25 protein-coding genes, 1 tRNA gene and 1 riboswitch are annotated in these 23,763 nt (G+C 35.0%); of the genes, 14 read left to right on the top strand and 12 right to left on the bottom strand.

Going from position 1 to position 23,763, the window contains the following annotated elements; translation table 11 throughout:
• The coding region (locus GJV76_RS15955) for a hypothetical protein (protein ID WP_230381556.1) at window positions 1-248 on the top strand (248 nt) is incomplete at its 5' end.
• Window positions 249-478: 230 nt separating this feature from the next.
• Here GJV76_RS15955 and GJV76_RS12820 read toward each other — a convergent pair.
• The 6 genes from GJV76_RS12820 to GJV76_RS12795 all read right to left on the bottom strand — a co-directional run bounded on the left by GJV76_RS12820 (window position 479) and on the right by GJV76_RS12795 (window position 8,048).
• Window positions 479-1,564: a DUF4465 domain-containing protein gene (locus tag GJV76_RS12820; RefSeq protein WP_155093010.1), complete on the bottom strand. Its 1,086-nt coding sequence runs from the start codon at window positions 1,562-1,564 to the stop codon at window positions 479-481.
• Window positions 1,565-1,738: 174 nt separating this feature from the next.
• Window positions 1,739-2,842: a DUF4465 domain-containing protein gene (locus GJV76_RS12815; RefSeq protein ID WP_155093009.1), complete on the bottom strand. Its 1,104-nt coding sequence runs from the start codon at window positions 2,840-2,842 to the stop codon at window positions 1,739-1,741.
• Window positions 2,843-2,873: 31 nt separating this feature from the next.
• A complete protein-coding gene (locus GJV76_RS12810) occupies window positions 2,874-3,905 on the bottom strand; it encodes a PKD domain-containing protein (protein WP_155093008.1) in 1,032 nt (343 codons plus the stop codon).
• 16 nt (window positions 3,906-3,921) lie between these two features.
• A complete protein-coding gene (locus tag GJV76_RS12805; protein WP_155093007.1) occupies window positions 3,922-5,061 on the bottom strand; it encodes a YncE family protein in 1,140 nt (379 codons plus the stop codon).
• Window positions 5,058-7,127 carry a TonB-dependent receptor gene (locus tag GJV76_RS12800; RefSeq protein WP_155093006.1) on the bottom strand — a complete coding sequence of 690 codons (2,070 nt, stop codon included), beginning with the start codon at window positions 7,125-7,127 and terminating at the stop codon, window positions 5,058-5,060. The genes GJV76_RS12805 and GJV76_RS12800 overlap by 4 nt, the downstream gene beginning before the upstream one ends.
• 115 nt (window positions 7,128-7,242) lie before the next feature.
• Window positions 7,243-7,427, bottom strand: a riboswitch (cobalamin riboswitch).
• A 156-nt stretch (window positions 7,428-7,583) separates the two neighbouring features.
• Entirely contained in the window at window positions 7,584-8,048 is a 465-nt protein-coding gene (locus tag GJV76_RS12795) for a MepB family protein (RefSeq protein ID WP_155093005.1), read from the bottom strand.
• Between the two features lie 96 nt (window positions 8,049-8,144).
• Here GJV76_RS12795 and GJV76_RS12790 point away from each other — a divergent pair, with 96 nt between their 5' ends.
• Together GJV76_RS12790 and GJV76_RS12785 are read left to right on the top strand one after the other, a co-directional pair.
• The gene (locus GJV76_RS12790; protein ID WP_155093004.1) at window positions 8,145-9,029 is read left to right on the top strand and encodes a DMT family transporter; all 885 of its coding nucleotides are present in this window, start codon (window positions 8,145-8,147) and stop codon (window positions 9,027-9,029) included.
• Window positions 9,030-9,086: 57 nt separating this feature from the next.
• Window positions 9,087-9,410 (top strand): hypothetical protein, encoded by a 324-nt coding sequence (locus tag GJV76_RS12785; RefSeq protein WP_155093003.1) that lies wholly within the window; start codon window positions 9,087-9,089, stop codon window positions 9,408-9,410.
• Window positions 9,411-9,435: 25 nt separating this feature from the next.
• Here GJV76_RS12785 and GJV76_RS12780 read toward each other — a convergent pair whose 3' ends face one another.
• Window positions 9,436-9,942 carry a DUF456 domain-containing protein gene (locus tag GJV76_RS12780; RefSeq protein WP_155093002.1) on the bottom strand — a complete coding sequence of 169 codons (507 nt, stop codon included), beginning with the start codon at window positions 9,940-9,942 and terminating at the stop codon, window positions 9,436-9,438.
• A 52-nt stretch (window positions 9,943-9,994) separates the two neighbouring features.
• On the opposite strand from GJV76_RS12780, the gene GJV76_RS12775 reads away from it, so the two are divergent.
• On the top strand, window positions 9,995-10,474 hold the full coding sequence (locus GJV76_RS12775) for a hypothetical protein (RefSeq protein ID WP_155093001.1): 480 nt from the start codon (window positions 9,995-9,997) through the stop codon (window positions 10,472-10,474).
• Here the strand turns inward: GJV76_RS12775 and GJV76_RS12770 are convergent.
• On the bottom strand, window positions 10,471-11,412 hold the full coding sequence (locus GJV76_RS12770; RefSeq protein ID WP_155093000.1) for a hypothetical protein: 942 nt from the start codon (window positions 11,410-11,412) through the stop codon (window positions 10,471-10,473). The two genes, GJV76_RS12775 and GJV76_RS12770, sit on opposite strands and share 4 nt — an antisense overlap.
• 119 nt (window positions 11,413-11,531) lie before the next feature.
• Between GJV76_RS12770 and ruvC the strand changes: the two genes are divergently transcribed.
• The 6 genes from ruvC to GJV76_RS12740 are packed head-to-tail and all read left to right on the top strand — an operon-like array spanning window position 11,532 to window position 15,313.
• Window positions 11,532-12,089 (top strand): crossover junction endodeoxyribonuclease RuvC, encoded by a 558-nt coding sequence (gene ruvC / locus GJV76_RS12765; RefSeq protein WP_155092999.1) that lies wholly within the window; start codon window positions 11,532-11,534, stop codon window positions 12,087-12,089.
• Entirely contained in the window at window positions 12,089-13,222 is a 1,134-nt protein-coding gene (hemW, locus tag GJV76_RS12760) for a radical SAM family heme chaperone HemW (protein WP_155092998.1), read from the top strand. Before ruvC ends, hemW begins: the two co-directional genes overlap by 1 nt.
• 4 nt (window positions 13,223-13,226) lie before the next feature.
• A complete protein-coding gene (locus GJV76_RS12755; protein ID WP_155092997.1) occupies window positions 13,227-13,997 on the top strand; it encodes a cyclase family protein in 771 nt (256 codons plus the stop codon).
• A gap of 3 nt (window positions 13,998-14,000) precedes the next feature.
• The gene (locus GJV76_RS12750) at window positions 14,001-14,372 is read left to right on the top strand and encodes an MmcQ/YjbR family DNA-binding protein (RefSeq protein WP_155092996.1); all 372 of its coding nucleotides are present in this window, start codon (window positions 14,001-14,003) and stop codon (window positions 14,370-14,372) included.
• A gap of 2 nt (window positions 14,373-14,374) precedes the next feature.
• Window positions 14,375-14,740, top strand: coding sequence for an MmcQ/YjbR family DNA-binding protein (locus GJV76_RS12745; protein ID WP_155092995.1), 366 nt, complete (start codon window positions 14,375-14,377; stop codon window positions 14,738-14,740).
• Between the two features lie 42 nt (window positions 14,741-14,782).
• Window positions 14,783-15,313, top strand: a complete 531-nt coding sequence (locus tag GJV76_RS12740; RefSeq protein WP_155092994.1) for a GNAT family N-acetyltransferase — start codon at window positions 14,783-14,785, stop codon at window positions 15,311-15,313.
• A gap of 427 nt (window positions 15,314-15,740) precedes the next feature.
• Here the strand turns inward: GJV76_RS12740 and GJV76_RS12735 are convergent, their stop codons facing one another.
• Both GJV76_RS12735 and GJV76_RS12730 read right to left on the bottom strand, forming a co-directional pair.
• Window positions 15,741-16,226 carry a hypothetical protein gene (locus tag GJV76_RS12735; protein WP_155092993.1) on the bottom strand — a complete coding sequence of 162 codons (486 nt, stop codon included), beginning with the start codon at window positions 16,224-16,226 and terminating at the stop codon, window positions 15,741-15,743.
• Between the two features lie 230 nt (window positions 16,227-16,456).
• Window positions 16,457-17,281, bottom strand: a complete 825-nt coding sequence (locus GJV76_RS12730) for a ribonucleoside-diphosphate reductase subunit alpha (RefSeq protein WP_155092992.1) — start codon at window positions 17,279-17,281, stop codon at window positions 16,457-16,459.
• Window positions 17,282-17,642: 361 nt separating this feature from the next.
• On the opposite strand from GJV76_RS12730, the gene GJV76_RS12725 reads away from it, so the two are divergent.
• Complete coding sequence (locus GJV76_RS12725; RefSeq protein ID WP_155092991.1) at window positions 17,643-18,035, top strand: hypothetical protein; 393 nt, start codon at window positions 17,643-17,645, stop codon at window positions 18,033-18,035.
• A 58-nt stretch (window positions 18,036-18,093) separates the two neighbouring features.
• Complete coding sequence (locus GJV76_RS12720; protein ID WP_155092990.1) at window positions 18,094-19,101, top strand: TQO small subunit DoxD; 1,008 nt, start codon at window positions 18,094-18,096, stop codon at window positions 19,099-19,101.
• An 872-nt stretch (window positions 19,102-19,973) separates the two neighbouring features.
• On the opposite strand, the gene miaE is transcribed toward GJV76_RS12720, so the two are convergent.
• Entirely contained in the window at window positions 19,974-20,555 is a 582-nt protein-coding gene (miaE, locus tag GJV76_RS12715; RefSeq protein ID WP_155092989.1) for a tRNA-(ms[2]io[6]A)-hydroxylase, read from the bottom strand.
• 199 nt (window positions 20,556-20,754) lie between these two features.
• Between miaE and GJV76_RS12710 the strand changes: the two genes are divergently transcribed.
• Window positions 20,755-22,011, top strand: a complete 1,257-nt coding sequence (locus tag GJV76_RS12710) for a glycosyltransferase (RefSeq protein WP_155092988.1) — start codon at window positions 20,755-20,757, stop codon at window positions 22,009-22,011.
• Between the two features lie 34 nt (window positions 22,012-22,045).
• Here GJV76_RS12710 and GJV76_RS12705 read toward each other — a convergent pair whose 3' ends face one another.
• Window positions 22,046-23,434 (bottom strand): dipeptidase, encoded by a 1,389-nt coding sequence (locus GJV76_RS12705; RefSeq protein WP_155092987.1) that lies wholly within the window; start codon window positions 23,432-23,434, stop codon window positions 22,046-22,048.
• A gap of 131 nt (window positions 23,435-23,565) precedes the next feature.
• On the opposite strand from GJV76_RS12705, the gene GJV76_RS12700 reads away from it, so the two are divergent.
• Window positions 23,566-23,647, top strand: a tRNA-Leu gene (locus tag GJV76_RS12700).
• The last annotated feature ends 116 nt before the right edge of the window (window positions 23,648-23,763 follow it).

The raw sequence follows: 23,763 nt of genomic DNA, 5'->3' as shown, positions 1-23,763 counted from the left end.
CAAGCTGGTTGTCGCGAGTTCGAGCCTCGTCTTCCGCTCAAAAAGAGCTTAAGTATATTTACTTAAGCTCTTTTTTTGCTTTATGTCGTCCTGAAATTGGGTATTTGGGATCAGTGTCAAAAGTTGGGGACTACGCAAAAAGTTTAGTTAATCTAAACAGGAAAAACTTCTCACCTTTCACTGAATCAAGAGCAAAAGTAGGATCAATGACAAAAGTTGAGTGGCTTAACTTCAATTTTAATGAATAGCTCAGTCTAATGGTGTTTTGTCAGCAGTTGTTTGGTATAATACAAGATCTTATGAAATCTCTTTTATGTTTTAGTTGTATTTTACGTTGACTAAAGGAATTGGTTTTGATTAGATTTTTGTCACAGTATTTAAGAAAGTTAGGTAAGTGAGAATCTTCTCATTTTATCGATTACAAAAAAAAGAGGTTACCTATTTAGGTAACCTCTTAATATGTCTAATAATTGTCTAATTATTTCACAGCTTTTTTATGTGCTACAATGTCTTTGATAGTAAATAAAGCAGGTGTGTTTATACCATATTCTCCTTTATCTGATGAATCAACATAGAATACTATGTATTTTGCAGCTTTTTTGTCTTTAAATTGAATCTTTTGCCAATCTTTTGTTATAGTGTCACCATCTTTTTTGAAGTTAACCAGTTTTTGTTCGATAGGTTTTTCGTTTAAAACTTTTTTGTTTTCATCTAATAGATAGATAACTACTGAAAAATAATCTCCTTTCTCAAATTTTTTAGCAAAGCTATCACCGTTTGTAATTGAATAATATGTATATGGACTTAAGCCAAGATTGATTTCAACAGGTACTAGTTCACTGCTGTCTTCTCCTTGTAATGTTACAACTGTTGCAGTTTTTTCAATGTCAATAACTTCTCCTTTTGTATACGTTTTTTCAGCACCTTCAGTATAAGCTACTAAGAAAGGTATAGTTTCTTTATCTTTGATAGTATTAGCCATAGTTCCGTGCATATTCTGTGCAAAATTGGTTTCATGGTCAGTCTTGTCTATACTGTTGGATGCTATGAAACCATTCCAGTACTTTGCATCGCCGAACTCAGTCACAGAGTGACTAAAAAGGAAGTTATTGCTTTCAATTTTAGCGCCGTCTGTATATGTTCCATCCCAAATATAACCATCTTTTACTTCTATTTGTAAAGGAATTTCTTTAAGGTCTAATACGTTGTAGTTTTCGCCATAGAAAGATGTAACAGCATAATTATATAGGTTAATAACCCCTTCTTTATTCGTTGTTTTTAAAGTAATAGATTCTGTTTTTGCAAAATCCATTTTGTAAGTTAAAACTGGTGAATCGGAAAGTTCTTTCTGTGTTGTATTATTGAACCATTTAAAGGTTAAACCTGTTGGGTCAATTTTTGGATCAATAGTAAATTCCTCTCTTGCTTCAGCGTTTACTTTCTCCTCTTGAATATAGATTACATCATTTGAATTGTCATCACTTGAACAAGAAGTAAAAACTGTAGTGGTGATTGTTAAACCTAAAATAAATAATAAACTTGTACGTAAAAATCGCAGTTTCATTGTAAGTGTGTTATTGTTAATAATAAATGCAAATATAGTTTAATTAGTAGGTATTTTATTGTGTATTATTAAATAAAACATCTTTAATTATGACAAATTATGTCGTTATTTTTCTTTATATATTGCGGATTAAGGATTTATAAAAAAGTAACCCGAAAGGGTTACTTCTTAAAATTAATTATCTACTTTATCAACTGTTATGGCATCAAGACAAAAATACACAGCCGTATTAGGTCCCACTGTTGGGTCTGCATCTGTAGTATCAAGTTGAAAGAAAATATACTTAACTTCTCCTAAGGCACTTATGTCAACTTTTTCCCAATTTTGTGACATGATAAGTTCATCGCCTCGGTAGTCTGCTAAATAATGGGTTACTGATTCTGGTTTTACATTGTTGTCTTTATCAACTCCTTTAACTGTAATTGTAAAGTAGTCCCCTTTTTCAAATTTACGCGCAAAACCATCCCCATTAAGATTTCCCCAATATGGCCATGGATGATTAGCGATTGATACACTTACTGCTTTGTAGGTGTCGTCTTCTGAACCTATTTTTACCCAATTAGAGTATTGTTCTTCATCAAATTTTTTGGGATCAGCATTCCAGTCTTTCATATAATATCCCCAATAGCCCACAATGTATGGAGTTCCTTCACCTTTAACTCCTCCTTTAGCCATGTTACCCCATTGGTAGTTTATCCAACCTACAGAACCTCCGTCATCTGAGTGTGATAAGTTATCTGTACTGTTTGAAACCGTAAAACCATCCCAATAATTCCAACTTTCTTCTGCAGTATGTGAGAATTTAAAGATTTGATGTTCTACATAAGTTCCTCCTATATAGGTGTTTTTCCAATACTTTCCACCTAAAGTTTCTTTTCCGTCAGATAAATCAAAAGAGGTCAAATCTAACGTAACATAGTTGTAGTCCAAACTCTTATCTACACTAACCTGATAGGTGTAAAGAGTAATTGTGCTTGGGCTTACTGTTTTTAGTGTTATTTCGTGTACACCTGCTGAATCTAATGTATATTTGAGGATAGGTTCTGTTGAAATAACTTCGTCATTTAAGTACCAAAAGTAGGTTAAGTTACTTGCTTCTATTTGAGGGTCAATCACGAACTCTTGTTTGGCAATCGTTTTTATTTCTACAGTCTCTTTGACGATTGGAGTGCTATAAGGAGTGCTGTCATCACTCGAACAACCTGTAAGTAGCGTTGCAGTTAAAGCTATTCCTAAAAAGAATAGTTTAGTGAATTTGAATACGTTGTAATTTTTCATTTTGATTGGTTATTTAAAGTTTTTATTTTAATTATCTCGTAGGAATAGTTACTTTGGCTTTGTGTAAGTCTATTACTCCGCTTACTTCTGTTGAGGTTTCTCCCAACCATCCAGCTTGTTGATTTACTCCTGTATATATTTTGATAAAGTCCACGCCCGGAAGGTTTGCTTTCTTACCTGCACGGTCTACTGCCCAATTGATGTCAATAGCTGATTCATCATCATTGTTGGGTGCATTATCAGCATATCCGTAATCAAAACTATACAATACCCAGTAAGTGCCTTTGCCACTTTCGTCTATAGCATTATTTGGTAGTTTGGTACCAGTGAATGTGATTTTATCTTCATTTATCCACTCAGGAAAATAGTTTTGCTGGTGGTATGTGTTTTTAGGCATGTAACCGCTCTGACCTTGGTTATCTTCCCATTTTATGTACTCGATGTCGGTAGCCCATTTGTTGATAGTATCTATTACAGGAGCTTTGTTTGGATCAGGTTTGTGATAAGTGATACTGTAGTTTGCTATTGTTTCACTATTAGTGTGTTCACTCCCAGCGATTTCGTACCATTCATCCTCATCGGGTACACCATTTTTGTTAGCATCATAAGCTACCATGATTACTCCAGGTTCGCAGCTACCCCCTCTATTGGTAGCATTTGAATTTGGGTTGCTATTCGCCCAGAATGCATTACCTAATACTTTAAAGTCTCTTAGTCCTTCTACATTTTTGATAGTTTCATCAAACCCTACGACTATATATCCTCCAAATCCTCCAAGAGAAACCATAGATAGTTTGTCTCCAGAAATAGCTTTCAGTGCTTTCTTCTTCATTTCTTCTTCCGTGTCTCCCTTGACATATTTTGGGATATCGTTTGTAAATTGACCAGCAGCAGGTTTGAAGTCAATTACTTTTGTCACATCACTATAGTTATAAGAGATGGTAGGAGGGGTGTTATCTTCTTCTTTTGTGGTGCTGTCATCACTGCTTGAACAGCTGTACAAAGCAATTGCAGCTGTGAACGCCATTGCGATGTTTAATAGATTTATTTTGTATTTAATCATGGTTATTGAATGTTAGTTATTTTTTTATAAAAGCAAAATGCGCCGGAATATTGCCTCCTGTAGTTTTCCACTTCAGTTGACCTTCTGGTGAATAACAATACACAAAGCCTGTTCCGACATAGTCTTGCGCATCAGTCATAAAGATTTCCTTTGTTTCGGGATTTACAGCAATACCATAAGGAATTAAAATTTGTTTGTCAGTACCATCTTTGATGATATTGTCAGTTATCACTTGCTTGGTATCAGTATCGAGTATACCGTATGATATGGTATTGTTTCCCGTATTGTGTTTATACGAAGTAGCGTAGTAATACAATTTATTGTCGTCTATCGTCATATTACTTACTGGTATGTCTAATTTTTTGACAACCTGATCTGTTGCACTGTCAATTACATATAAATTTGGTTCTACGTCGTAGTAATCACCACGTGAACTGACATAGATGTCGCCATTGCGATCTATTTGCATGCGGTGAAGGTTGATGCCTACATCTATTTTCTTAATTTCCTCAAAGGTGTTCAAATCCACTACAGATACCGTTGTATCGTAATTTGGTACACGATATCCTCCCGAATTTGCTACATATAGTTTGTGGTCTTTTATAACCATTTCCTCAGGCTGGTATCCAACAACTACTTTTCTTGTCACCTCTAAAGAAAGGGTGTCTATTTCGGCTACAAATCCTATCTCTGCATTTGGATTTATCTCCACCTTGCCTGAGTAAGAACTCACATAAGCTTTTCCGTCCTTAAAGTTCAAATAGCGGCAGTTAGGGACATGTATTTGTTTGATGTGTTTTCCTGTAGCTACGTCGAATACTTCTACAAAGTTTGAAACGTTAATTGTAGCATATACTTTACTTCCATAGATTTTGATGTCATTGCCAACATCGCCAAGCTCTTTTGTGATGTTGGGATTTCTTTCAGAGAAAATGTCTCTGGTATATACACCCGTATCGTAGGTAAACATATCTATAGAAGCTCTATTCATCCCCATATTACCTTCGTTTAGGAGGTAAAACCCACTGTACTCTTCGTTGTTTGTAGGTATAGAAACGTTAGAGCTGTCCGATGTGAATATCATTTCATCTTTTCGGCAACTTATAACTAAGAGCGTTAAACAGAAAACGGTTAAAAGTTTTTTTATTCTTATCATAAATCAATGCTTAAAGTAAAACGAAAATTACGCCCAGGCATTGGGAAATTTGTTACGACCTCATAATATTGGTTCGCTAAGTTATTTGCTTCAACGATAGCTTTGAATTTATAATCTTTCCATTTAAAGCTCTTTTGAAGTGAAATATCATGAGTATACCAAGGTTGTATTTCATTGCGTTTTATGTTGTTTTTATTGCCATTATATCGCTTACCTACATAAATAAAACTGTAGTTAAGTCCCCAATCTTTGTAGTTTAATTCGACTATCGAAGATCCAGAATGCCAAGGAGCATATGGTATTTGATCTCCATAATATGACGGTTTTCCGTATAGTGTTAAACTCTTGTCTTTCGAGCTTGTGTATTCGTAGGTAAGGTTAATTCCTAAGTCTAAGTCAGGAAGTATATTTAATGTAGTTCCTACTGCTGATTCAATTCCGTAGTTTTCTACCTTACCAAGGTTAGTCATCATCCATCGCATCATACTTGAAGTAGGAGATGCTATGATTTTGTCTGTGATATTTGCATAATAAGATTCTACTGAAACGCGAAATTCTTTGACGAAAGAGTGGTTAAGTGCTTTATTGTAATTAATCCCTAAGTTAAATTGCCTTGATATTTCAGGTCTTAGGTTTGACGTTCCTAATTGTGTATAGTAGAGGTCATTGAAAGTTGGAAGTCGAAAGATGTATTTGTAAAAAGCATGAATGTTTAGATTGTGTTCATTCCAAGGTTTGTAACTTACAAATAGGGAAGGAGCCCAGACAGATCTATTTGGTGCTTTGAAATTGTGACGCACTTTTTCATTCGTAAAGGTTCCCAGTATGTTTCCTTGTGCTTTTACTTTACCTAAATCAACCGAAGTTGCAAAGGCAGTCATAAAAGTATATCTTTCAGGATAGGAGAATAAAGTACCTTGTCCTTTTCGTGTAGCATTTAGTTTGTTGTATTGCAGGTCTGTAGAAAGTGAAACTTCCCATATAGGGCTAATTTTATACAGATGAGCTGCAGATATATACCAGTCTTGTTGGTAGAAGGTATTGTCAAATTGGGGGTTATAGGTAACCTCCTCTCCTTGAAAATCTACCGTTTTACGAGAGGTGTAATTCATAAGGTCATAGGCAAACTTAGCTTTTAGCAGAAACTGGTATCGATCAGATACATATCTTGTCCATTCAGCTTGTCCCATAAAGTTTTTGTCAATTTGACGCTCGTTGATGTTCTCGGTTTCTAAGGTAACGTCACTTTTCTTGATAACAGCTTCTGGAAGACCTCTATCTGATTGATAGTAATATAGGTTTGCAGACCATGTGTTTTTATCGTCTTTACCATACCAAGAATTTTCAATTCGGTAAGCATCTATGTCGCTATTCAGGCGATGTCCGACTGTGTCGTAAGCGACTGTCCCATTTAGGTTATGTCGCTTTTGTCTGAATTTGTAACGGCCGTTAGAATGCATGTATTCTGCACTTATAGTAGTGCTAACATTATCGTTAATTTTGTATTCTGTACGAATGGAAGGATTGGTTAATTGAATGCTACCAGCTTTATACTTCGCTGATAGGTTAACATCTTTTCCCTCTGTGAAAACAGGCTTTTTAGTTTGGATATAGACTGTAGATGCTGAGGCATATTCTTTTGCAGACTGGAAGATAGTACTCCTTTGTCCATTATATAGTTTTATTGCCTCTACATTGTCAAGAGAGAATTTACCTAAATCCACAATACCGTTTTGTGCATTTCCAATCTGTATACCATTGTAGAAGACTCCTACGTGGTGCGTTCCCATGTTTCGAACATCTATCGTCTTAAGTCCTCCCATGCCACCGTAATCCTTAATTTTTACTCCAGAAAAGTAGCGTAGGGCATCTGCTACACTATGGCTATTAAGTCGTTCGAGAGCTTCTCCCGAAAGTGTTTGTACTGGTATAAGATCTTTGAAAACTTCTTTTTGAATGACAATTTCATTTAATGTGGTAATACTGTCTTTTTGTGTTTGTGCAAAAAGCGTAACCTTGCCAACCCAGAGGAAGGCAATAGACAATAAGCAGAATTTTAATTTCATAGTTTTTGGGCTAATATTTAGTCTAATACCTTTGGGCTAATACAGACGCATAAAACATTAGTCCCTAAATTAGGGGAAGTGTTGTAGCGTGTTTGTTTTATACCCGAAAACATTAAACAGCAATCAATAGATGGCAGGTATTCTGACTTACTCTTTATACAAACGTCCTTCCCATATTAGGCCAATACAGTGGACAACGAGGTTTGCTAAATTTATGAGCTTACAGCAGCGGGTCTGTTTAGGACTTTCACCTAATTCCCTTTTTATTATTATTCTAATAAACCACCTTGATTGATACAAATATATGTAAAAAACTCATTTGAAAAAGGAATTAAGTAGCATACTATCAGAAAAATAAGGTCTTTCAAAGCTTGATGACTAAGTAACCTATTGCTTTTTGTAGATAAGGGTATGGATATTCCTCTTTTTATTTTTTGAAGAAAGTAATTATATTATCTAATTGTTTTCAACAGTGTGGAAATAGGGTAGGTGACTTTTATACGTTTTTGTTGCTTGTTTATTCATATTATCTTCAGCAGTGGGGTAGACACGCATGCCTCTTTTACCTTGGGTTTGTTCTGAGGAGATAATATTCAATTCAATTAATGTGTTTTTGGGATAAAGGAAGAACCCTTTGATGGAAGGAGAATCGATATCGATTAAAAGGAAGTCAAAATCGTCATCGTTAGAATAAGGTCTTGTTTGTCCATCCTCATCACGTTCCCATATTGCCACAAAAAGGCCTACTTTTTTAGGAGTTAGTTTCGCTTTTCTATAAATAATATTTTTGTTTTCTAACGTAAATGAACAGGCATTGTATTCACTTGTTTCTCTTGGGAACTTAAAATCACATGGTATTGCTTGAGTAGAAATGTTTAGTACACCTTGCAGTGTCTTTAAGAAGGATGGAATAGAAGCCATTATTATATAAATTTGAGGATAAAAAGTAAAAGTAATTATTGTTGTCGTAAATTTTGTAAAATCATTGTTTATTTGCAATATATTTAAAATAGTACCATGTTTTCAAAACCGAGAATTGCATTGTTTATTGGGATTCTGTGTATTTCAATTTTCCCTGTCATTGTAAAGATGAATTTGACTCCAAGTCTAATTTCTGCTTTTTATCGTATGGCAATTGCCGCACTATTTGTGGTTCCTTATGCTTTTATTACTAAGAAGTTGCATATTTATCCACGTAGAACGATGTTTTATATTGTCTTATGCGGTATTTTCTTTGGTTCTGATATTGCGGTTTGGAATCAAGCGATTCAAGGATCTACCGCGACACAAGCGACGTTGTTAACTAATTTAGCACCTGTTTGGGTAGGGATAGGAAGCTATTTTTTCTTAACTAATAAGCCAAGTATCAATTTTTGGATAGGGACGGTGTTTGCTTTGATAGGAATGGTTGTACTTGTTGGTGTAGATGTGTTTGTTAATTTGTCTTTTGATTTGCCATTCGGATTGGGTATTCTCTCAGGGGTCTTATATGCGTGTTATATCTTATTGAGTAAAAAAGTATTGGGCGAAGTAGGTGTAATTCCATTTATGACCTATAGTTTGCTTGTTTCTTCTCTTTTCTTAGGAATAGTTAATTGGATTAGTGGTTCCAGTTTTATTGGCTTTAGTACAGCAGGATGGTTAAGTCTTGTTGTACAGGGGATAGTTTGCCAATTGTTAGCTTGGTTGTTAATTAGCTATGCCACACAGAATATGAGGGCAACAAGAGTATCGTTGAGTTTATTAAGTCAAGCTCTTATCGCTGCTCTTTTGGCATGGATGTTCTTAGATGAGGATATATCAAGTAAGATGATTTACGGTGGAGTTATAATTCTATTTGGTATTGCTATCACATTTATCGAAAAACCTTTATGGTCTTTTAGAAAGAGAGTGATTAAGTAGAATAAGCACTGTTTTTTGGTTTAAATGCCTTATATTTAAATGATTAAATTTTTAAATATGAAAGTAGATTTTTATACTAAGGCAATACTAACTGTTATCGCAGGTTGTTTATTGATAATGGTAATTCGAGATTTATCAATTGTTCCAAAAGCCCATGCTACAGAGGGAAGTATTCCAAATTCTGCGCCTTTAGGATATGGATTAGTTCCTTTGAATGACGATGGTAGTATGAATGTGCGAGTAAGTAATTTTGATGAATATACTAACGATGTAAATGTTCGTTTTAACGATGAGTTGAAAGTGCGCATTACCAATTCTGAAATCAAGACATCAATGAGTAATTCTTTTGGTAATGTTATACGAGTGAAGCTTGAAAAGTAAGTTAGTTAAATGGTTAGTTAAGTAATTAGTTGCCGAACCAAACAGCGTAGTTTTTAATCATGATAAAAACTCCTAAACCAAAGAATACGATACCTGCAAAAACTTTCATGAAAGTTGAGGCAAGGAATCCTATAAATGATCCTACTGCTGCTTTGAAAGCTCTGGAAAGATCATCGCTTTTGTAAATTATTTCACCTATGAAAGCGCCTAAGAAAGGGCCAATGATAAAACCAAACGGAATAGGTGCGATTAAGCCAACAACTAATCCAATATTTGTACCCCATACTCCATAACTACTTCCTCCGAAACGCTTGGTACCCACAGAAGGAATTACGTAGTCGAGAATGGTGATTGCGATTGTAATGACGGCAGTAGCCCAAAGTAAATAACCGCTAACAGAAACTCCTTCTACAAAATACAAAGACAATAATCCAAACCAGCTTAAAGGAAGACCTGGAAGACCTGGTAATACACTGCCGATTAAGCCAATCAAGAGTAATGCTATACTTAATATTAATAGAAAATATTCCATCGATTTTTTTTTGTATTTTTGATTAATTAACGTCCGACATTAGTAATTAAGTATGTATAGGTTAGTATTTTTTACCATTATAGCTTTCTCTTTTACCGCTTGTCAGTTTTCAACTTCTAAGATAGAAAAAGAAGGTGAATTATTACAAAAAGAGTTAGAAAAAATTGATTGGTCCAAGGTGGATACCTATCCAAACTTTGAAGGTTGTGATACTATTCAAGATTTGCAGCAGAAGAAAGATTGCTTTTTCGATAGTGTTGCACTCGAATTGCAACAGCGACTATTACAGGACACGTTAGAAGGGAAGTTCTCTCAAATTGAAAGTGTGCAAGTATTAGTTACAGTTCAAGCAGATTCCAAAATTGACTTTGCTGTTTATAAAGCACCAGATAGCTTAGCTATTCAGATATATGCTATTGACAGTTTATTACAAGAGAAAAAGAAAGATTTTCCTGCTATATATCCCGCAACTAAAAGAGGTATTCCTGTATCTACTCAATTTGTTATTCCTGTGTTATTAAACAAATACTAAGTTGATTTTACTCGATAAGTCAATACGAAATAACTCCCTATACTTATCGGTAGCACAATGTTTAATAACCATATCAGTGTAGCTACTAAAGCTACTACCCACTGGCTAACGTCTAAGGCCGAGAATATAAACATGGCGATACTCCCCTTTACAGCAAATTCAAGAAACTGAAAATTCGGCAAAGATGAAGCCATTAAATAAATAGCAGATACAGCACAGAGCAATTCAAAGTATGGAATATCTACTCCGAATAAGTAGTATAAGATTACGTATTGATGCGTGAATGAGGCATATCGGAGTGAGGCTAAGAACAGGTTCTTGCGGTGTTTAGATTTAGGGATTTCTTTTAACAGGTTGATAATGGTCTGTAGTGAGTACCCTTTGATAGCGAAATTGCGCACCGAGAATAATAAAGTTAGCACAACAGTAATAATACCAAAAGTAATCCACAAATATCGATTGGGAATGATTTCGTGATATTGATTTAAAACTGTTAGCCCAATTAACCCAAATAGGATAGCATAGATTACTTGTACTCCGTTACATACCATATTGAGGAATATGACACGAGGGGCGTCTTTTTTCTCAAAATACAGTGCCTTACCAGCGTATTCACCGATGCCGTTAGGGGTAAAGATACCCAAAGTTAAGGCACTTAACACCTGCTTGGTTGCTTGTCCAACGGATACGGGTTTAATAAGAGAAGATAAGCTTTGCCATTTGAGAATTTCAACGAAGCGGTTAGAAAAAGTTAAGAACATCAAGGCAATTAAAGCAGGATAATTTTCCTTCTTTGCAATAACCTCGCTTAGTATGTGAAAGTCCAACGTTTCATCATGCGATAGCTGGTTGTAGATATAATAAAAAGCGGTGCTAACAACTAATATTTTAATTAGAAGTACGAGATATTGCTTAGTTTTGTCAGATAGAATCTTCATCAGTGCAAAGTAAGCGATTATTTTAAACAGATGTAGTGCTTTAATAAAATTTTCAGAAAAGAGACTTTAATTATAGAATTCTCTTTTCTTCATTATTTAAACAATTAAACACAAGTATTTTGACTGTAGATAGAATCATTTTAGGAATAGATCCAGGAACTAATGTTATGGGATTTGGAGTGATTAAGGTAGTAAACAAAAAAATGGAATTTATTCAATTGAATGAATTGCTATTGTCGAAATATCCTGATAAATACACTCGATTGAAACTTATCTTTGAGAGAACCATTGAGTTGATAGAGACACATCATCCAGATGAGGTTGCCATTGAGGCTCCCTTTTTAGGTAATAATGCGCAGTCTATGTTGACACTGGGACGTGCTCAGGGTGTAGCTATGGCAGCAGCTTTATCACGCAGTATACCAGTTACTGAATATGCTCCTAAGAAAATAAAGATGTCTATCACAGGAAGTGGAAATGCAAGTAAAGAACAGGTTGCAAAAATGTTGCAGCAGTTACTGCCAGGGTTGAAAGAACTGCCTAAGAATTTAGATAGTACAGATGGCTTAGCTGCAGCTGTATGTCACTTTTTTAATAGTGGAAGAACCGTGGTAGGAAAAAGCTATAGTGGTTGGGATGCTTTTGTTAAACAAAATCAAGATCGAGTAAAGAAATAATGGCTGGTATCTATATACATATTCCTTTTTGTAAACAGGCTTGTCATTACTGTGACTTTCACTTTTCTACTTCTTTGAAGAAGAAAGTAGATATGCTGGATTGCTTACACAGAGAATTGGTTTTGCGTAAAGGAGAACTTGAAGGTGAATCTATTGAAACTATTTATTTTGGAGGTGGAACTCCAAGTATCCTCACTGTTGATGAAATTGATAAACTTATACAGACCGTATATGAACAGTTCGAAGTTGTCGATACACCAGAAATCACTTTGGAGGCAAATCCAGATGACTTAGATAGTGAAACACTTCACAAGCTTGCGTGCTCAAAAGTCAATCGATTGAGTATCGGTATTCAGTCTTTTGATGATGAAGATCTCAAAATGATGAACAGGGCACATAATTCTACTGAAGCTATAGAATCACTGGCTTTAGCTACTACCTTGTTTGATAATATATCAATAGACCTAATCTATGGTATTCCCAATATGGATAACGAACGCTGGTTAACCAATGTACAGCGTATCTTAGACTTGAGAATTCCACATATTTCGTGCTATGCCTTAACGGTGGAGGAGCGAACTGCACTCAACAAATTAATTAAAAAAGGTGTAATACCAAGTCCTGAAGAAGAAGTAGCTCATCAGCACTTTATGCTTTTGATTGAAATATTAAGAGCTAATGGGTATATCCATTACGAGCTATCTAATTTCGCTAAACCAGGTTATTACTCTAAGAATAATTCGGCTTATTGGCTGGGTAAGAAGTATCTGGGAATAGGCCCTTCTGCCCATAGTTTTGACGGTACTTACAGAAGTTGGAATATAGCAAATAACAGCTTGTATATAAAAGAGATAAATGACGACAAACTTCCTCGAGAAGTAGAAGAACTCAATTTGACAGATCGCTATAACGAGTATATTATGACGGGATTGCGAACGATATGGGGAGTAGATTTGATGCGTGTAAAGAAAGAGTTCGGTCAATCGTATTACGATTATCTAATTAAACTTTCTTCTTCTTTTATAGCAGATGAATTGATGAAGAATGAAAACAATATACTTACGATCACAGATAAGGGAAAATTCTTAAGTGACGGGATTGCATCTGATTTATTTTATTTAGATTTGAAATAAAACAATGGAGGCATTTATAACCTATTGTGATACAGTATATAGAATTGATTTTTCTAAGCCGATTGACATCTCTATTCCACTTGTCAATTCGGAGGCAAATCCTATTGCATGGTATTTAGATAAGCCTGAAATATCGCCTGTAGTCGTGGGAGAATGGGTAGGTAAAGTGAGTGAAGGTCAATCATCGACTAATTTTAATACTATTATTTTTAATCCTCATGGACATGGTACGCATACAGAATGTCTTGGACATATCACTCATGAATTTTACAGTGTAAATGAGAGTTTAAAAGAATATTTCTTCTTAGCACAACTTATTACAGTCTTCCCACAAAAGCAAGAGAATGACGATTATATCATAACCTTAGAACAAGTGATGGAGCTGTGGATACCACAGAGTCAAAAAGCTATTGTAATTCGTACGACTCCCAATGACCTTAGCAAAAGACAGCGAAAGTACTCCTATACTAATCCTCCTTATTTATGTGCGGATGCTGCAACATACTTAAGAGAGCGAGGAGTTGAACATTTGCTTATAGATCTTCCAAGTGTGGATAGGGAGCAAGACGATGGTCGCTTACTCGCTCATAAAGCATTTTGGAATGTAAAGGATACTCACGTACTCAATCAAGATGCGAGGTTAAGTGCTACGATCACAGAGTTGATTTATGTTCCACAAGAAGTAGAAGATGGTTTCTATTTTTTGAATATACAACTTGCTTCTTTTATAAATGACGCCAGTCCAAGTAAACCTGTATTATATAGAATCATATAAATAATGGAATTAGAAGAATTATTTGATTATTGTTCCTCTAAGTCCTATGCAACAAGTGGTTTTCCATTTAACGAAAACTTACTGACCTTTCAAGTAGGTGGAAAAATATTTGCTATGATAGCGGTTCACTTTTGGGAACAAGGTAATAAAAACATTATACTTAAATGCCCTCCAGAATTGGCTTTGGCATTACGAGACGAATATGTGGATATTACACATGGATATACCATGAATAAAAAACACTGGAATACGATATATCTTAGAGGTAGATTTACACTTGAGCAGATCAAAGAATGGGTAGACTTATCTTATGACTTGGTCTATGATTCACTAATAAGTAAAGAGCTTAATAAGATGGATAAATTATCTTTATAACTATGGATATAAATGTTATATACGATTACTGTTTGAATAAGAAAGGGACAGTAGAAGAATTTCCCTTTGATCAGGAAACCTTAACCTTTAAAGTTGGAGGGAAGATCTATTTACTGCTAAACTTGACCAAATGGGAACAAGGAAATCGATTTATCAATCTCAAATGTGATCCAGAGCGTGCCGAAGAACTTCGTGCCGATTACAATGAGATTACACCAGGATATCACATGAGTAAAAAACATTGGAACAGTGTACAGCTTGGAGGAGCAGTGCAATGGAATTTGCTTAAAGAATTAATTGATCATTCTTATGATTTAGTATTTAATAGTCTTAGCAAGAAATTAAAAGATGAAATAGTTCATTTATAATCTATTTTGTCATTTAGTTTAATCAAAATAAGTACAGAAACAATGAAGGTGTTTATAGAAACCGAAAGATTAGTTATACGCCAGTATAAGGAAAGTGATTTAGCTGATTTCATTAGAATGAATCAGGATGAACACGTTATGGAATTTTTCTTAAGGAAAATGACAGTAGAAGAATCCACAGCGGCTTACCATAGAATGCAAGACAAAATTGAAGAACAAGGGTATGCTTTTTTTGCTGTAGAAGAAAAAAGCAGTGGAAGCTTCATTGGGTTTGTTGGTCTATTGGATATTACATTTGATGTAGATTTTGCGCCTGGAGTAGAGATAGGTTGGCGTATGTTACCTGAGTTCTGGGGCAAAGGATATGCAACAGAAGCAGCAAAGGCTTGTTTGAGATTTGCCAAAGAGACATTGGGATTATCTAAAGTTTATTCCTTTACCACAACACAGAATATTCGCTCGTCTAATGTGATGCAAAAGATTGGAATGAGATATGTAAAGAACTTCAATCACCCTTTAGTTCCCGATGATCATCCCTTACTCGTGCATGTGCTGTATGAGATAAATATGTAATAGGTCAGATGAGGATTGTGACAGATTATCCTTTAAATATATCTTATATAACTTCAAAATAAGATACTGGCAACTATATGTTTACTGAAGAAGAAATCTATGGTCCTAATTTAGAGTATAGATTGTTTTAGTTATTGAGGTAGTAGAACAGAGGTTAAATCTACACAAGTATTAACTTAATGGTGTGTAATTTTTAGTAAAATAACCTATTGAAGTTCTACCTAAATGTGCTATGGTTAGCAAAGTTGTAAAGGCTTTCTCAATTCGCTTGTATCTTAGCAAGGAGTTAGCCTGTGGAGCAATGTGACAAAATCTTTCTTTGCTTTGTACATTCTTTTCAATAAGTACAGGTAAACTGTGAACTATGGAAGGTTCGTTGACTGTAACAAGATAGGAACACAGCAAGTAATAGCTTTTCTATTTTTCTTTATTCTTTGTTGTTTTTCTTAGGGTAGATTGTTATTGGTAATGTTATTTGGGAAGTCAGATTCTTTCCTTTGTACTGTGCAGGATTCCACGAGTCAGCAGTAACATCAACTATCATAGTTTTCATTTTATCATCAGTATTATCAGGAAATAAGCTGCGTATTATTTCTGTTGATTCTAAAACTCCTTGTTCTGAAATAGTTAATTCGAATACTATGGTTACTGGTACAGGTAAGCTTTCTTGAGGAAAGTTTTGATAAAATAATTTAGTAAAGTTTACGTCAATTTGATCTTTTGCAATACGCGAATAGGCAGATTTATAACCTTGATGGTTGTTGAAATCCAAAGTATCAGTGTTTGATCGAGCACAGACCATTGCAGTGCTTGGTATATATTCGTCAATAGTTACCTTATTTTGAGAAAAAGCATTGAATACGAATGCAGTGACTAAACAAAAACTTAAATATAAAGGAAGTTTATTTTTCATTTTTTATTTAAAAGTACAAATTATTTGAATACTTGCAATTAATAATTATGGGGTAGTTTGTAACTTTTTCCAATAGAAAGGAATGCAATTGCAGCAAGATAGAGTAAGTTTCGTATTTGAATGTATAAGCTGAGGTTTTCGGGCAGATAATAAAAAGAGAGGAGCCTTTAAAGCTCCTCTCTATATTCTTGTCATTTTAATAGAATACCACAAGTAAGTTTTATTTATGCTTAATCTTCTTGTGGGAAATAGTATTCTCCTGTGTATTCTAAATTAAATTCTTGTGCAGAGTTTGCTGGAGTACTGATTTTCACACTTGCGTTGTAAATATCTTTACGGATCATTTTTCCTATATTTAAGTTATAGTTTAGGTTGCTTGTAATAAAGTCCTTAATGATGATTTGTCCATCACTGTCAATTTCACCAACCATGATTGTAGGAGATTCAATGTTTTCTGTATTTGGAAGTACATATTTGTATGTCTCATCTTCTTGTAAAATGGCTGGAGCAAAGAACATGAAGTAAATAATGTAATTTGTTTTTAAGTCTGTATGTCTAACAGTCCAAGAGGATACTTTTGCACTATTTTCATCTTCTTCGTCTAAATCAAAGAATCCATCAAAGAATATTTCACCAACGTCAATGTTGTAAGTAGTTCCTTTGTGCTTAAAATAACCTTGTCCATTTGGCTTAGAATCTACATCTACTTTTATGGTGATAGGATCGCTGTCAACATAACCTTTTTTGGTTGCTATAAAGGTAAATTCACCTGCCTCTGTTGCTATCCACTTATTATCTGTAATAGTAGTTCCGTTTGATTGTTTGATGGTTACCTCTGTAATTTCTTTTTCTCCTACTTTGGCTGTGAAAGTAATTTCATCACCGATGTAGATTGTGTTTTCATTAGCTTCTAAGGTAAGCTTTTCCTCTTCAGGTGTCACTACTGGAGGTGGTTCAGGTGGATTGACTACTGGTGTTGTGCTATCGTCACTGCTACAAGAAAAAAAGCCCATTGCTGCTCCAAAAACGGCAATGTAAGTAATAAATTTTTTCATACGTTCTAATGTTTTATAGTTAATTAATTACTAATATATGTAATAATATTTTATAATAATTTATTATTTTCAATAAATTATTCAATAATTATACTTATAAAATAATTATAATTCAATAATGTATTTTTCAAACATTCTCTGTTATTGAATCACTTTTTTTTCTGTATTTCTGTGATAAATAGTTATTAGGCTTATGTATCATTTGAATGTTTAAGGTTTTTGGCTAATATTTCCCACTTTTTGCATTAGGCAGAGTATTTTTTTATTCAAAATACTGTTTAACAATAGTTTGTGTTTTAGTATTATACTTATCGCTAAAAATTGGCTATTTTTGATTTCTTTTGAATTAAACTTTACTTTAATGGTTCGGTTAAAACGCTTTATGTTATTTCAAGTACAGTGCTATATATGGGCGCTACTTGTTGCGTTTGCTACTATTGGATGTTCAGCGAAGCAAAACTTATTTGCCGCATTTGACATCAGTTTAGAGAAACCTTTAACAGGAAGTAAAGCTTTAGCTAATGGGATTAGCATTGTTTGTGACAGTGAGATAAGCAATAAAGTTAACGAGCAATCTGCACAGCAGTTTTATCACAAAGTTGTTCCTTTGTCAGATAAGGACTATGTAGTGAAGGATTTGTCTTTTATAACCACTACATCTACTGTATGGGAAAGTTACATTCTACAATTAGCTGGTACTTCACCACCTTTATATCTCATGTTTAAAAAATTTAAGATTGCTTTGATTGGATAGTTATTTCGAAGAATAAAAATTTAAAATAAACTATTACAATATCTTAGAATTTAATAACATGCAAACTTTTAATAAACAGTCGTTTACTACGGCTGGCTTTTTTACGCTCGCTATTCGCTTAGTAGTTGGGTGGACTTATTTCTCTGCTTTTTGGAGACGTTTAATACTTGAAAATAAACTAATCGAAACCGAAGCAGGTTATATCGGTGTTAAGTTTAATCACTTCTTACCCAATGCAATTGGGATCAAGCCTATTATAGAGTACTTAGTTACTCATCCCGATCTACTTTGGTGGGCAATGGTTATTTTTACGATAGTTGAAGCTATTGTGGGGTTATTTATCATGTTGGGATTATTTACGCGATTGATGTCAATTGGAGTTGTTTCTTTAGCAATGGGGATACTATTGGGATCTGGTTGGATTGGTACAACTTGTTTAGATGAATGGCAGATTGGTGTTTTAGGAGTAGCTACAGGCTTTATTTTATTTTTGACAGGTGGTGGATATGGCTCTTTAGATTACTATTTTGAGAAGAAAGGACTTTCTTTTACCAATAAGAAGTGGTTTGGTTTCTTGGGTTCAGGTGTTTTGCCGATTAAGAATTTGAAACCGATTGTATTTGTAGGGTCTTTTGCTATTCTTCTTTTGACACTTTACACGAATCAAGTTTTTCACGGAGGAGTATTTGGTACATTGCACAATAAGTCAGTTAAGCCAAAAATTGAATTGAATCAAGTAAATTGGGTAGATAATTCATTGAAATTTGAGGTTTATCGCGTAGAAGGAGCAGATGTATACGGTTCATTTTTGATTGGTGTTCAATTGGAAACTAAATCAGGAAGGGTGATCCAACACTGGGATGGAAAAGCACTTTCTCAAGTAAGTGAGGATTCAATTGACAATGCTTACGTTGCTCAAGTGAAGGCTGGTAAACACAGTATGGTTATTCCCTTAGGAGCTAAGGCAATCTTGAATTTTCAAACAGAAAATAGTAGACCTTCAGAGGACGTTGTATTGCGATTGATTGATATCAGTGGAATAGAATGGACTGCTGAGGTAAAATAGAATAAAAGTATTTTGACTTTGCCAAAGAGATACTGCTTTTGAGCAGTATCTCTTTTTTGTTTTAATCGTAACATGATTGGTGATTTGTATCAACAGAGTAATCCTTCTAAGATCCTTTCTTTCCTTTTTTGTGTTAGACCTTACAATTGCTTTACAAATTGAATATGAATGGCATTTGCCTTAGTCTGTTTTTGCATTGACTGACAGTAGTAGCATCTACCTTTGAGCTAATGTCACAGGGTAAGGTACTATTATTATCATCTTCCTTTTTACTATTCAGCAGAGTAGCGATAGTTTATTAGTATAATGCAAGCTTGATATAAGAAAAGGAATAGTACCGTAATCTTTCAGATATTAACTCAATGATATTTTCCCACGCAAAAGGATTAGCCTTTCCTCATATCGTAACGAAATTACCGAGAATGATGATGAAGCTGATGAATTTTTTAAAGCAGATTTACCTGTTCTACGATAGGGACTTTCTTGCACTTCCTTGGGCTTTTCTTGCACTTTTCTTGGGGTTTTCTAGCCCAGAGAGGGGTTTTCTCGAAGAAAGGTGCAAGAAACCCGCAAGCAATGCCTAACCATCTCAGTACAAAACTATAGGTAGATTGTCATTCGGTAAGGGGAAATCATAAACTGTTTTTTTTAAAAGAGATTTTGTGTTAGTATAATTGTGTTTACGATCTTGGAACATTTCGTAGTGAAAAAATTATTTAGCGAAGATTTACATACCGACATAGTGGATACTTATAGACCGTGAGTCGTATAATGAGGTAATTATAGGGTAGTAGACTTGATTTGTAGGGTGTATTGTATAAAAAAGGCCTTAGTCTAAACTAAGGCCATTTGATATTTATTTATGCAGGAAATTACCCGTGTATGTGTTCTTTGTTACCATAAGATTGGATCAGTTGTCCTTCGAAATCTAACCATTCTTTCCAACGTTTATCAACATCTACTTTTTCTGTATATTTTCGTGCAAACTTTAAGAAGGTTGTATAGTGGTTAGCTTCAGAAACCATTAGATCATAGTAGAATTTTGCTAATTCTTCATCTTTGATATTTTGTGAAAGCACACGGAATCGCTCACAACTTCTTGCTTCAATCATTGCTGCAAATAATAATCTGTCAATAAAAGCATCATTGCGACTTCCGTCTTTGCGACAAAACTTATAGAGTTGATTAACATAGTCATCTTTGCGTTCACGTCCTAATGTATATCCGCGTTCTTTGATGATGTCATGTACCATTTTGAAGTGTTCCATTTCTTCAATTGCAATATCCGTTAATTCTGTTACTAGATCTTCGTGTTCTGAGTTATAAGTAATTAAAGTAATAGCATTAGTAGCTGCTTTTTGCTCACACCAGCAATGATCCGTTAATATCTCTTCTAAGTTAGACTCAGCGATATTTGCCCAACGAGGGTCTGTCAATAGTTTTAATCCAAGCATAATTCCTTTTCGTTTTATGCAAAAATAGCAAATATTAGATAGTAACATACTGTATTATTGGATTATCCTATCGTTATAACGGAGTTGCTTTTGTTTGTATTATATGTTATTGCATATAAAATGATGTTTTAAGGGTAGATTATATGTTATTGCATATAGTTTTGTGTCGTATTGATTTAAGAACAAGTATTTTTGTAGAATGAAACACAATTTATCAGGAAAGAAAGTATTAGTCATAGGACCTGTATGGCCAGAGTCCAAATCATCTGCAGCGGGGAAGCGTATGCTACAACTTCTGCAATGTTTTAAAGATTGGGGAATGCAGATTTACTTCGGAAGTACAGCTAAGAAGTCTGAGGTGAGTGATGATTTGTCTTGTTACGGAGTGACTGAGGTAGAGTTATGGCTTAACGATGCCCGTACAGATGAAGTATTAGCTGATCTGATGCCTGATGTAGTGATGTATGACCGCTTTATGATAGAGGAGCAGTTTGGATGGCGTGTGACAGAACAATGTCCTGATGCGATGACAATATTGGATACAGAAGACTTACACTTCCTACGATTTGCTCGTCAAGAGATGCAAAAGAAAGGAGGAGAAGATATAGAGGACTATCTATATTGTGAACGTGCTAAACGCGAATTGGCAAGTATACTGAGATGTGATTTGACTTTGATTATTTCAGCGTATGAGTATAAGTTATTAGTAGAGAAGTTCCATATCTTACCGAATGCGCTTTTGTTTATTCCCTTTATGGAAAAAGAGATCACATCTGAGGATATCAGTAATTGGAAAGGCTATGAGGAGAGAGAGGACTTTGTGTTTATAGGAAACTTTATTCACGAGCCGAATTGGCAGACTGTGCTTAAGCTAAAGACGGTAATATGGCCGCTGTTGCGCAAGAAGTTGCCACAGACAAGAATGCATATTTATGGAGCTTATCCCTCAGCTAAAGTGATGCAATTACACAACGAGAGTGAGCGTTTTATGGTTCACGGTAGAGCAGATGATGCATTAGAAGTGATTAGTGCCGCTAAAGTGATGTTAGCTCCTATACCCTTTGGAGCTGGGATTAAAGGGAAGTTTGTTGATGCGATGCGCGTGGGTACACCTTCAGTGTCGTCGTCAGTAGGAGTAGAGTCAATGAAAGGTGAATCAGAGTGGTGTGGCTATGTGGGAGATGAGGTAGAGGATTTTGTTGATAAAGCAGTTGATTTGTATTTGAATGAATCTATCTGGAGGGAAAAACAATTGTTAGGAATTGAAATATTGAAACGCAATTATGACGCTGAGTTTTATTCAGAAGCCTTTTTGCTGGCGATATTGCGCTTATCTAAAGATTTGGTCGCGACACGTCGAGCGAATTTCTTAGGAGAAGTATTTAAGCATCATACTGCCCAAAGTAGTAAGTACTTTGGTATGTGGATAGAGGAAAAGAATAAAAAAAGCGAGTAAATTTTTACTCGCTTTTTTGTATTTATAGAGATGATTATTTCATCATTTCAGTATAATATTTGTAGAACAATGGAATAGTCTCAATACCTTTTAGGTAGTTGAATACTCCGAAGTGTTCGTTAGGAGAGTGGATTGCATCAGTGTCTAATCCGAATCCCATCATTACTGATTTAGAGCCTAATTCTTCTTCGAATAATGCTACGATAGGAATACTTCCTCCTGAACGTACAGGAATAGGTGCTACTCCGAATGTATCTGTATATGCCTTAGCAGCAGCTTGGTATCCGATAGAGTCGATAGGAGTCACATATCCTTGTCCTCCGTGATGAGGTTTTACTTCTACACGTACTCCTGCAGGAGCGATGCTTTCGAAGTGTTTTTTGAATAGTTCAGTGATTTCTTCCCAGTCTTGGTTTGGTACAAGACGCATAGAGATTTTAGCAAAAGCTTTGCTGGCGATAACTGTTTTAGCACCTTCACCAGTATAACCTCCCCAGATACCATTCACGTCTAATGTAGGGCGGATAGAGTTACGCTCATTCGTCGTATAACCTGCTTCTCCGTATACATCATCAATATCAAGTTTTTGTTTGTAGTCTTCTAAAGAGAATGGACGTTTAGCCATTTCGTCTCTTTCTTCACGAGATAATTCTTCTACTTTATCATAGAATCCTGGTACTGTGATATGGTTGTTCTCATCGTGTAGAGAAGCAATCATCTTCGTCAATACATTGATAGGGTTCGCTACAGCTCCTCCGTATAGTCCTGAGTGTAAGTCTCTGTTAGGACCAGTTACCTCTACTTCTACATAGCTCAGTCCTCTTAATCCTGTCGTGATAGAAGGCTGCTCGTTAGAGATCATTCCTGTATCAGAGATTAAGATTACGTCATTCTTAAGTTTCTCTTGGTTTCTTTTTACGAACCATCCTAAACTTACAGAACCTACTTCTTCTTCCCCTTCGATCATGAACTTCACGTTACATGGCAAAGCATCGTTAGCAATCATGTATTCGAACGCTTTTACGTGCATATACATTTGCCCTTTATCGTCACAAGCTCCACGAGCGAAGATTGCTCCGTCAGGGTGTAGATCTGTTGTTTTGATTACAGGTTCGAATGGAGGAGAAGTCCATAACTCTATAGGATCAGCAGGTTGCACATCGTAGTGGCCATAAACTAATACTGTAGGAAGAGCCGGATCGATGATTTTCTCACCATAAACGATAGGATAACCAGGTGTTTCGCATAATTCTACTATATCACATCCTGCTTTTTCTAAACTTTCTTTTACTGCTTCAGCAGTGTTTATTACGTCTTGAGAATATGCACTATCAGCACTGATAGATGGCTTTTTTAATAGTTCAATTAACTCATCTAAAAGACGTTGTTTGTTTTCTTGAACAAATTGTTTTGAATCTTTCATAATATAAAAGGATACATTGATTTTGTTACTCACAAAGCTATGAATAAAAAAATACAATTTTTTTCTTGCAGATAAAAAAACCTGTTGTATATTTGCAACGTCTTAAAGGAACAGGATGTTCCACTGATTACGCGGGTATGGTGAAATTGGTAGACACGCCAGACTTAGGATCTGGTGCCGCAAGGTGTGAAGGTTCGAGTCCTTTTACCCGCACAAGAAAGCCTCTTCATTTGAAGGGGCTTTTTTTATGGAATTATTTTAACAATCATTTATTTTTAAAGCTCTTATACAGGATCAATCTCAAAAGTTGTGTTTAGGCATAAAGCTTA

The organism is Myroides albus (assembly GCF_009711045.1).
GTDB lineage: Bacteria > Bacteroidota > Bacteroidia > Flavobacteriales > Flavobacteriaceae > Flavobacterium > Flavobacterium album_A.
This window is presented reverse-complemented; position numbering and strand designations above follow the sequence as displayed.

Excerpts from the sequence above, each read along its gene's own strand:
- GJV76_RS12820 (WP_155093010.1), bottom strand. The coding sequence starts at position 1,564 with ATGAAACTGCGATTTTTACGTACAAGTTTATTATTTATTTTAGGTTTA.
- GJV76_RS12815 (WP_155093009.1), bottom strand. The coding sequence starts at position 2,842 with ATGAAAAATTACAACGTATTCAAATTCACTAAACTATTCTTTTTAGGA.
- GJV76_RS12810 (WP_155093008.1), bottom strand. The coding sequence starts at position 3,905 with ATGATTAAATACAAAATAAATCTATTAAACATCGCAATGGCGTTCACA.
- GJV76_RS12805 (WP_155093007.1), bottom strand. The coding sequence starts at position 5,061 with ATGATAAGAATAAAAAAACTTTTAACCGTTTTCTGTTTAACGCTCTTA.
- GJV76_RS12800 (WP_155093006.1), bottom strand. The coding sequence starts at position 7,127 with ATGAAATTAAAATTCTGCTTATTGTCTATTGCCTTCCTCTGGGTTGGC.
- GJV76_RS12795 (WP_155093005.1), bottom strand. The coding sequence starts at position 8,048 with ATGGCTTCTATTCCATCCTTCTTAAAGACACTGCAAGGTGTACTAAAC.
- GJV76_RS12790 (WP_155093004.1), top strand. The coding sequence starts at position 8,145 with ATGTTTTCAAAACCGAGAATTGCATTGTTTATTGGGATTCTGTGTATT.
- GJV76_RS12785 (WP_155093003.1), top strand. The coding sequence starts at position 9,087 with ATGAAAGTAGATTTTTATACTAAGGCAATACTAACTGTTATCGCAGGT.
- GJV76_RS12780 (WP_155093002.1), bottom strand. The coding sequence starts at position 9,942 with ATGGAATATTTTCTATTAATATTAAGTATAGCATTACTCTTGATTGGC.
- GJV76_RS12775 (WP_155093001.1), top strand. The coding sequence starts at position 9,995 with ATGTATAGGTTAGTATTTTTTACCATTATAGCTTTCTCTTTTACCGCT.
- GJV76_RS12770 (WP_155093000.1), bottom strand. The coding sequence starts at position 11,412 with ATGAAGATTCTATCTGACAAAACTAAGCAATATCTCGTACTTCTAATT.
- hemW (WP_155092998.1), top strand. The coding sequence starts at position 12,089 with ATGGCTGGTATCTATATACATATTCCTTTTTGTAAACAGGCTTGTCAT.
- GJV76_RS12755 (WP_155092997.1), top strand. The coding sequence starts at position 13,227 with ATGGAGGCATTTATAACCTATTGTGATACAGTATATAGAATTGATTTT.
- GJV76_RS12750 (WP_155092996.1), top strand. The coding sequence starts at position 14,001 with ATGGAATTAGAAGAATTATTTGATTATTGTTCCTCTAAGTCCTATGCA.
- GJV76_RS12745 (WP_155092995.1), top strand. The coding sequence starts at position 14,375 with ATGGATATAAATGTTATATACGATTACTGTTTGAATAAGAAAGGGACA.
- GJV76_RS12740 (WP_155092994.1), top strand. The coding sequence starts at position 14,783 with ATGAAGGTGTTTATAGAAACCGAAAGATTAGTTATACGCCAGTATAAG.
- GJV76_RS12735 (WP_155092993.1), bottom strand. The coding sequence starts at position 16,226 with ATGAAAAATAAACTTCCTTTATATTTAAGTTTTTGTTTAGTCACTGCA.
- GJV76_RS12730 (WP_155092992.1), bottom strand. The coding sequence starts at position 17,281 with ATGAAAAAATTTATTACTTACATTGCCGTTTTTGGAGCAGCAATGGGC.
- GJV76_RS12725 (WP_155092991.1), top strand. The coding sequence starts at position 17,643 with ATGGTTCGGTTAAAACGCTTTATGTTATTTCAAGTACAGTGCTATATA.
- GJV76_RS12720 (WP_155092990.1), top strand. The coding sequence starts at position 18,094 with ATGCAAACTTTTAATAAACAGTCGTTTACTACGGCTGGCTTTTTTACG.
- miaE (WP_155092989.1), bottom strand. The coding sequence starts at position 20,555 with ATGCTTGGATTAAAACTATTGACAGACCCTCGTTGGGCAAATATCGCT.
- GJV76_RS12710 (WP_155092988.1), top strand. The coding sequence starts at position 20,755 with ATGAAACACAATTTATCAGGAAAGAAAGTATTAGTCATAGGACCTGTA.
- GJV76_RS12705 (WP_155092987.1), bottom strand. The coding sequence starts at position 23,434 with ATGAAAGATTCAAAACAATTTGTTCAAGAAAACAAACAACGTCTTTTA.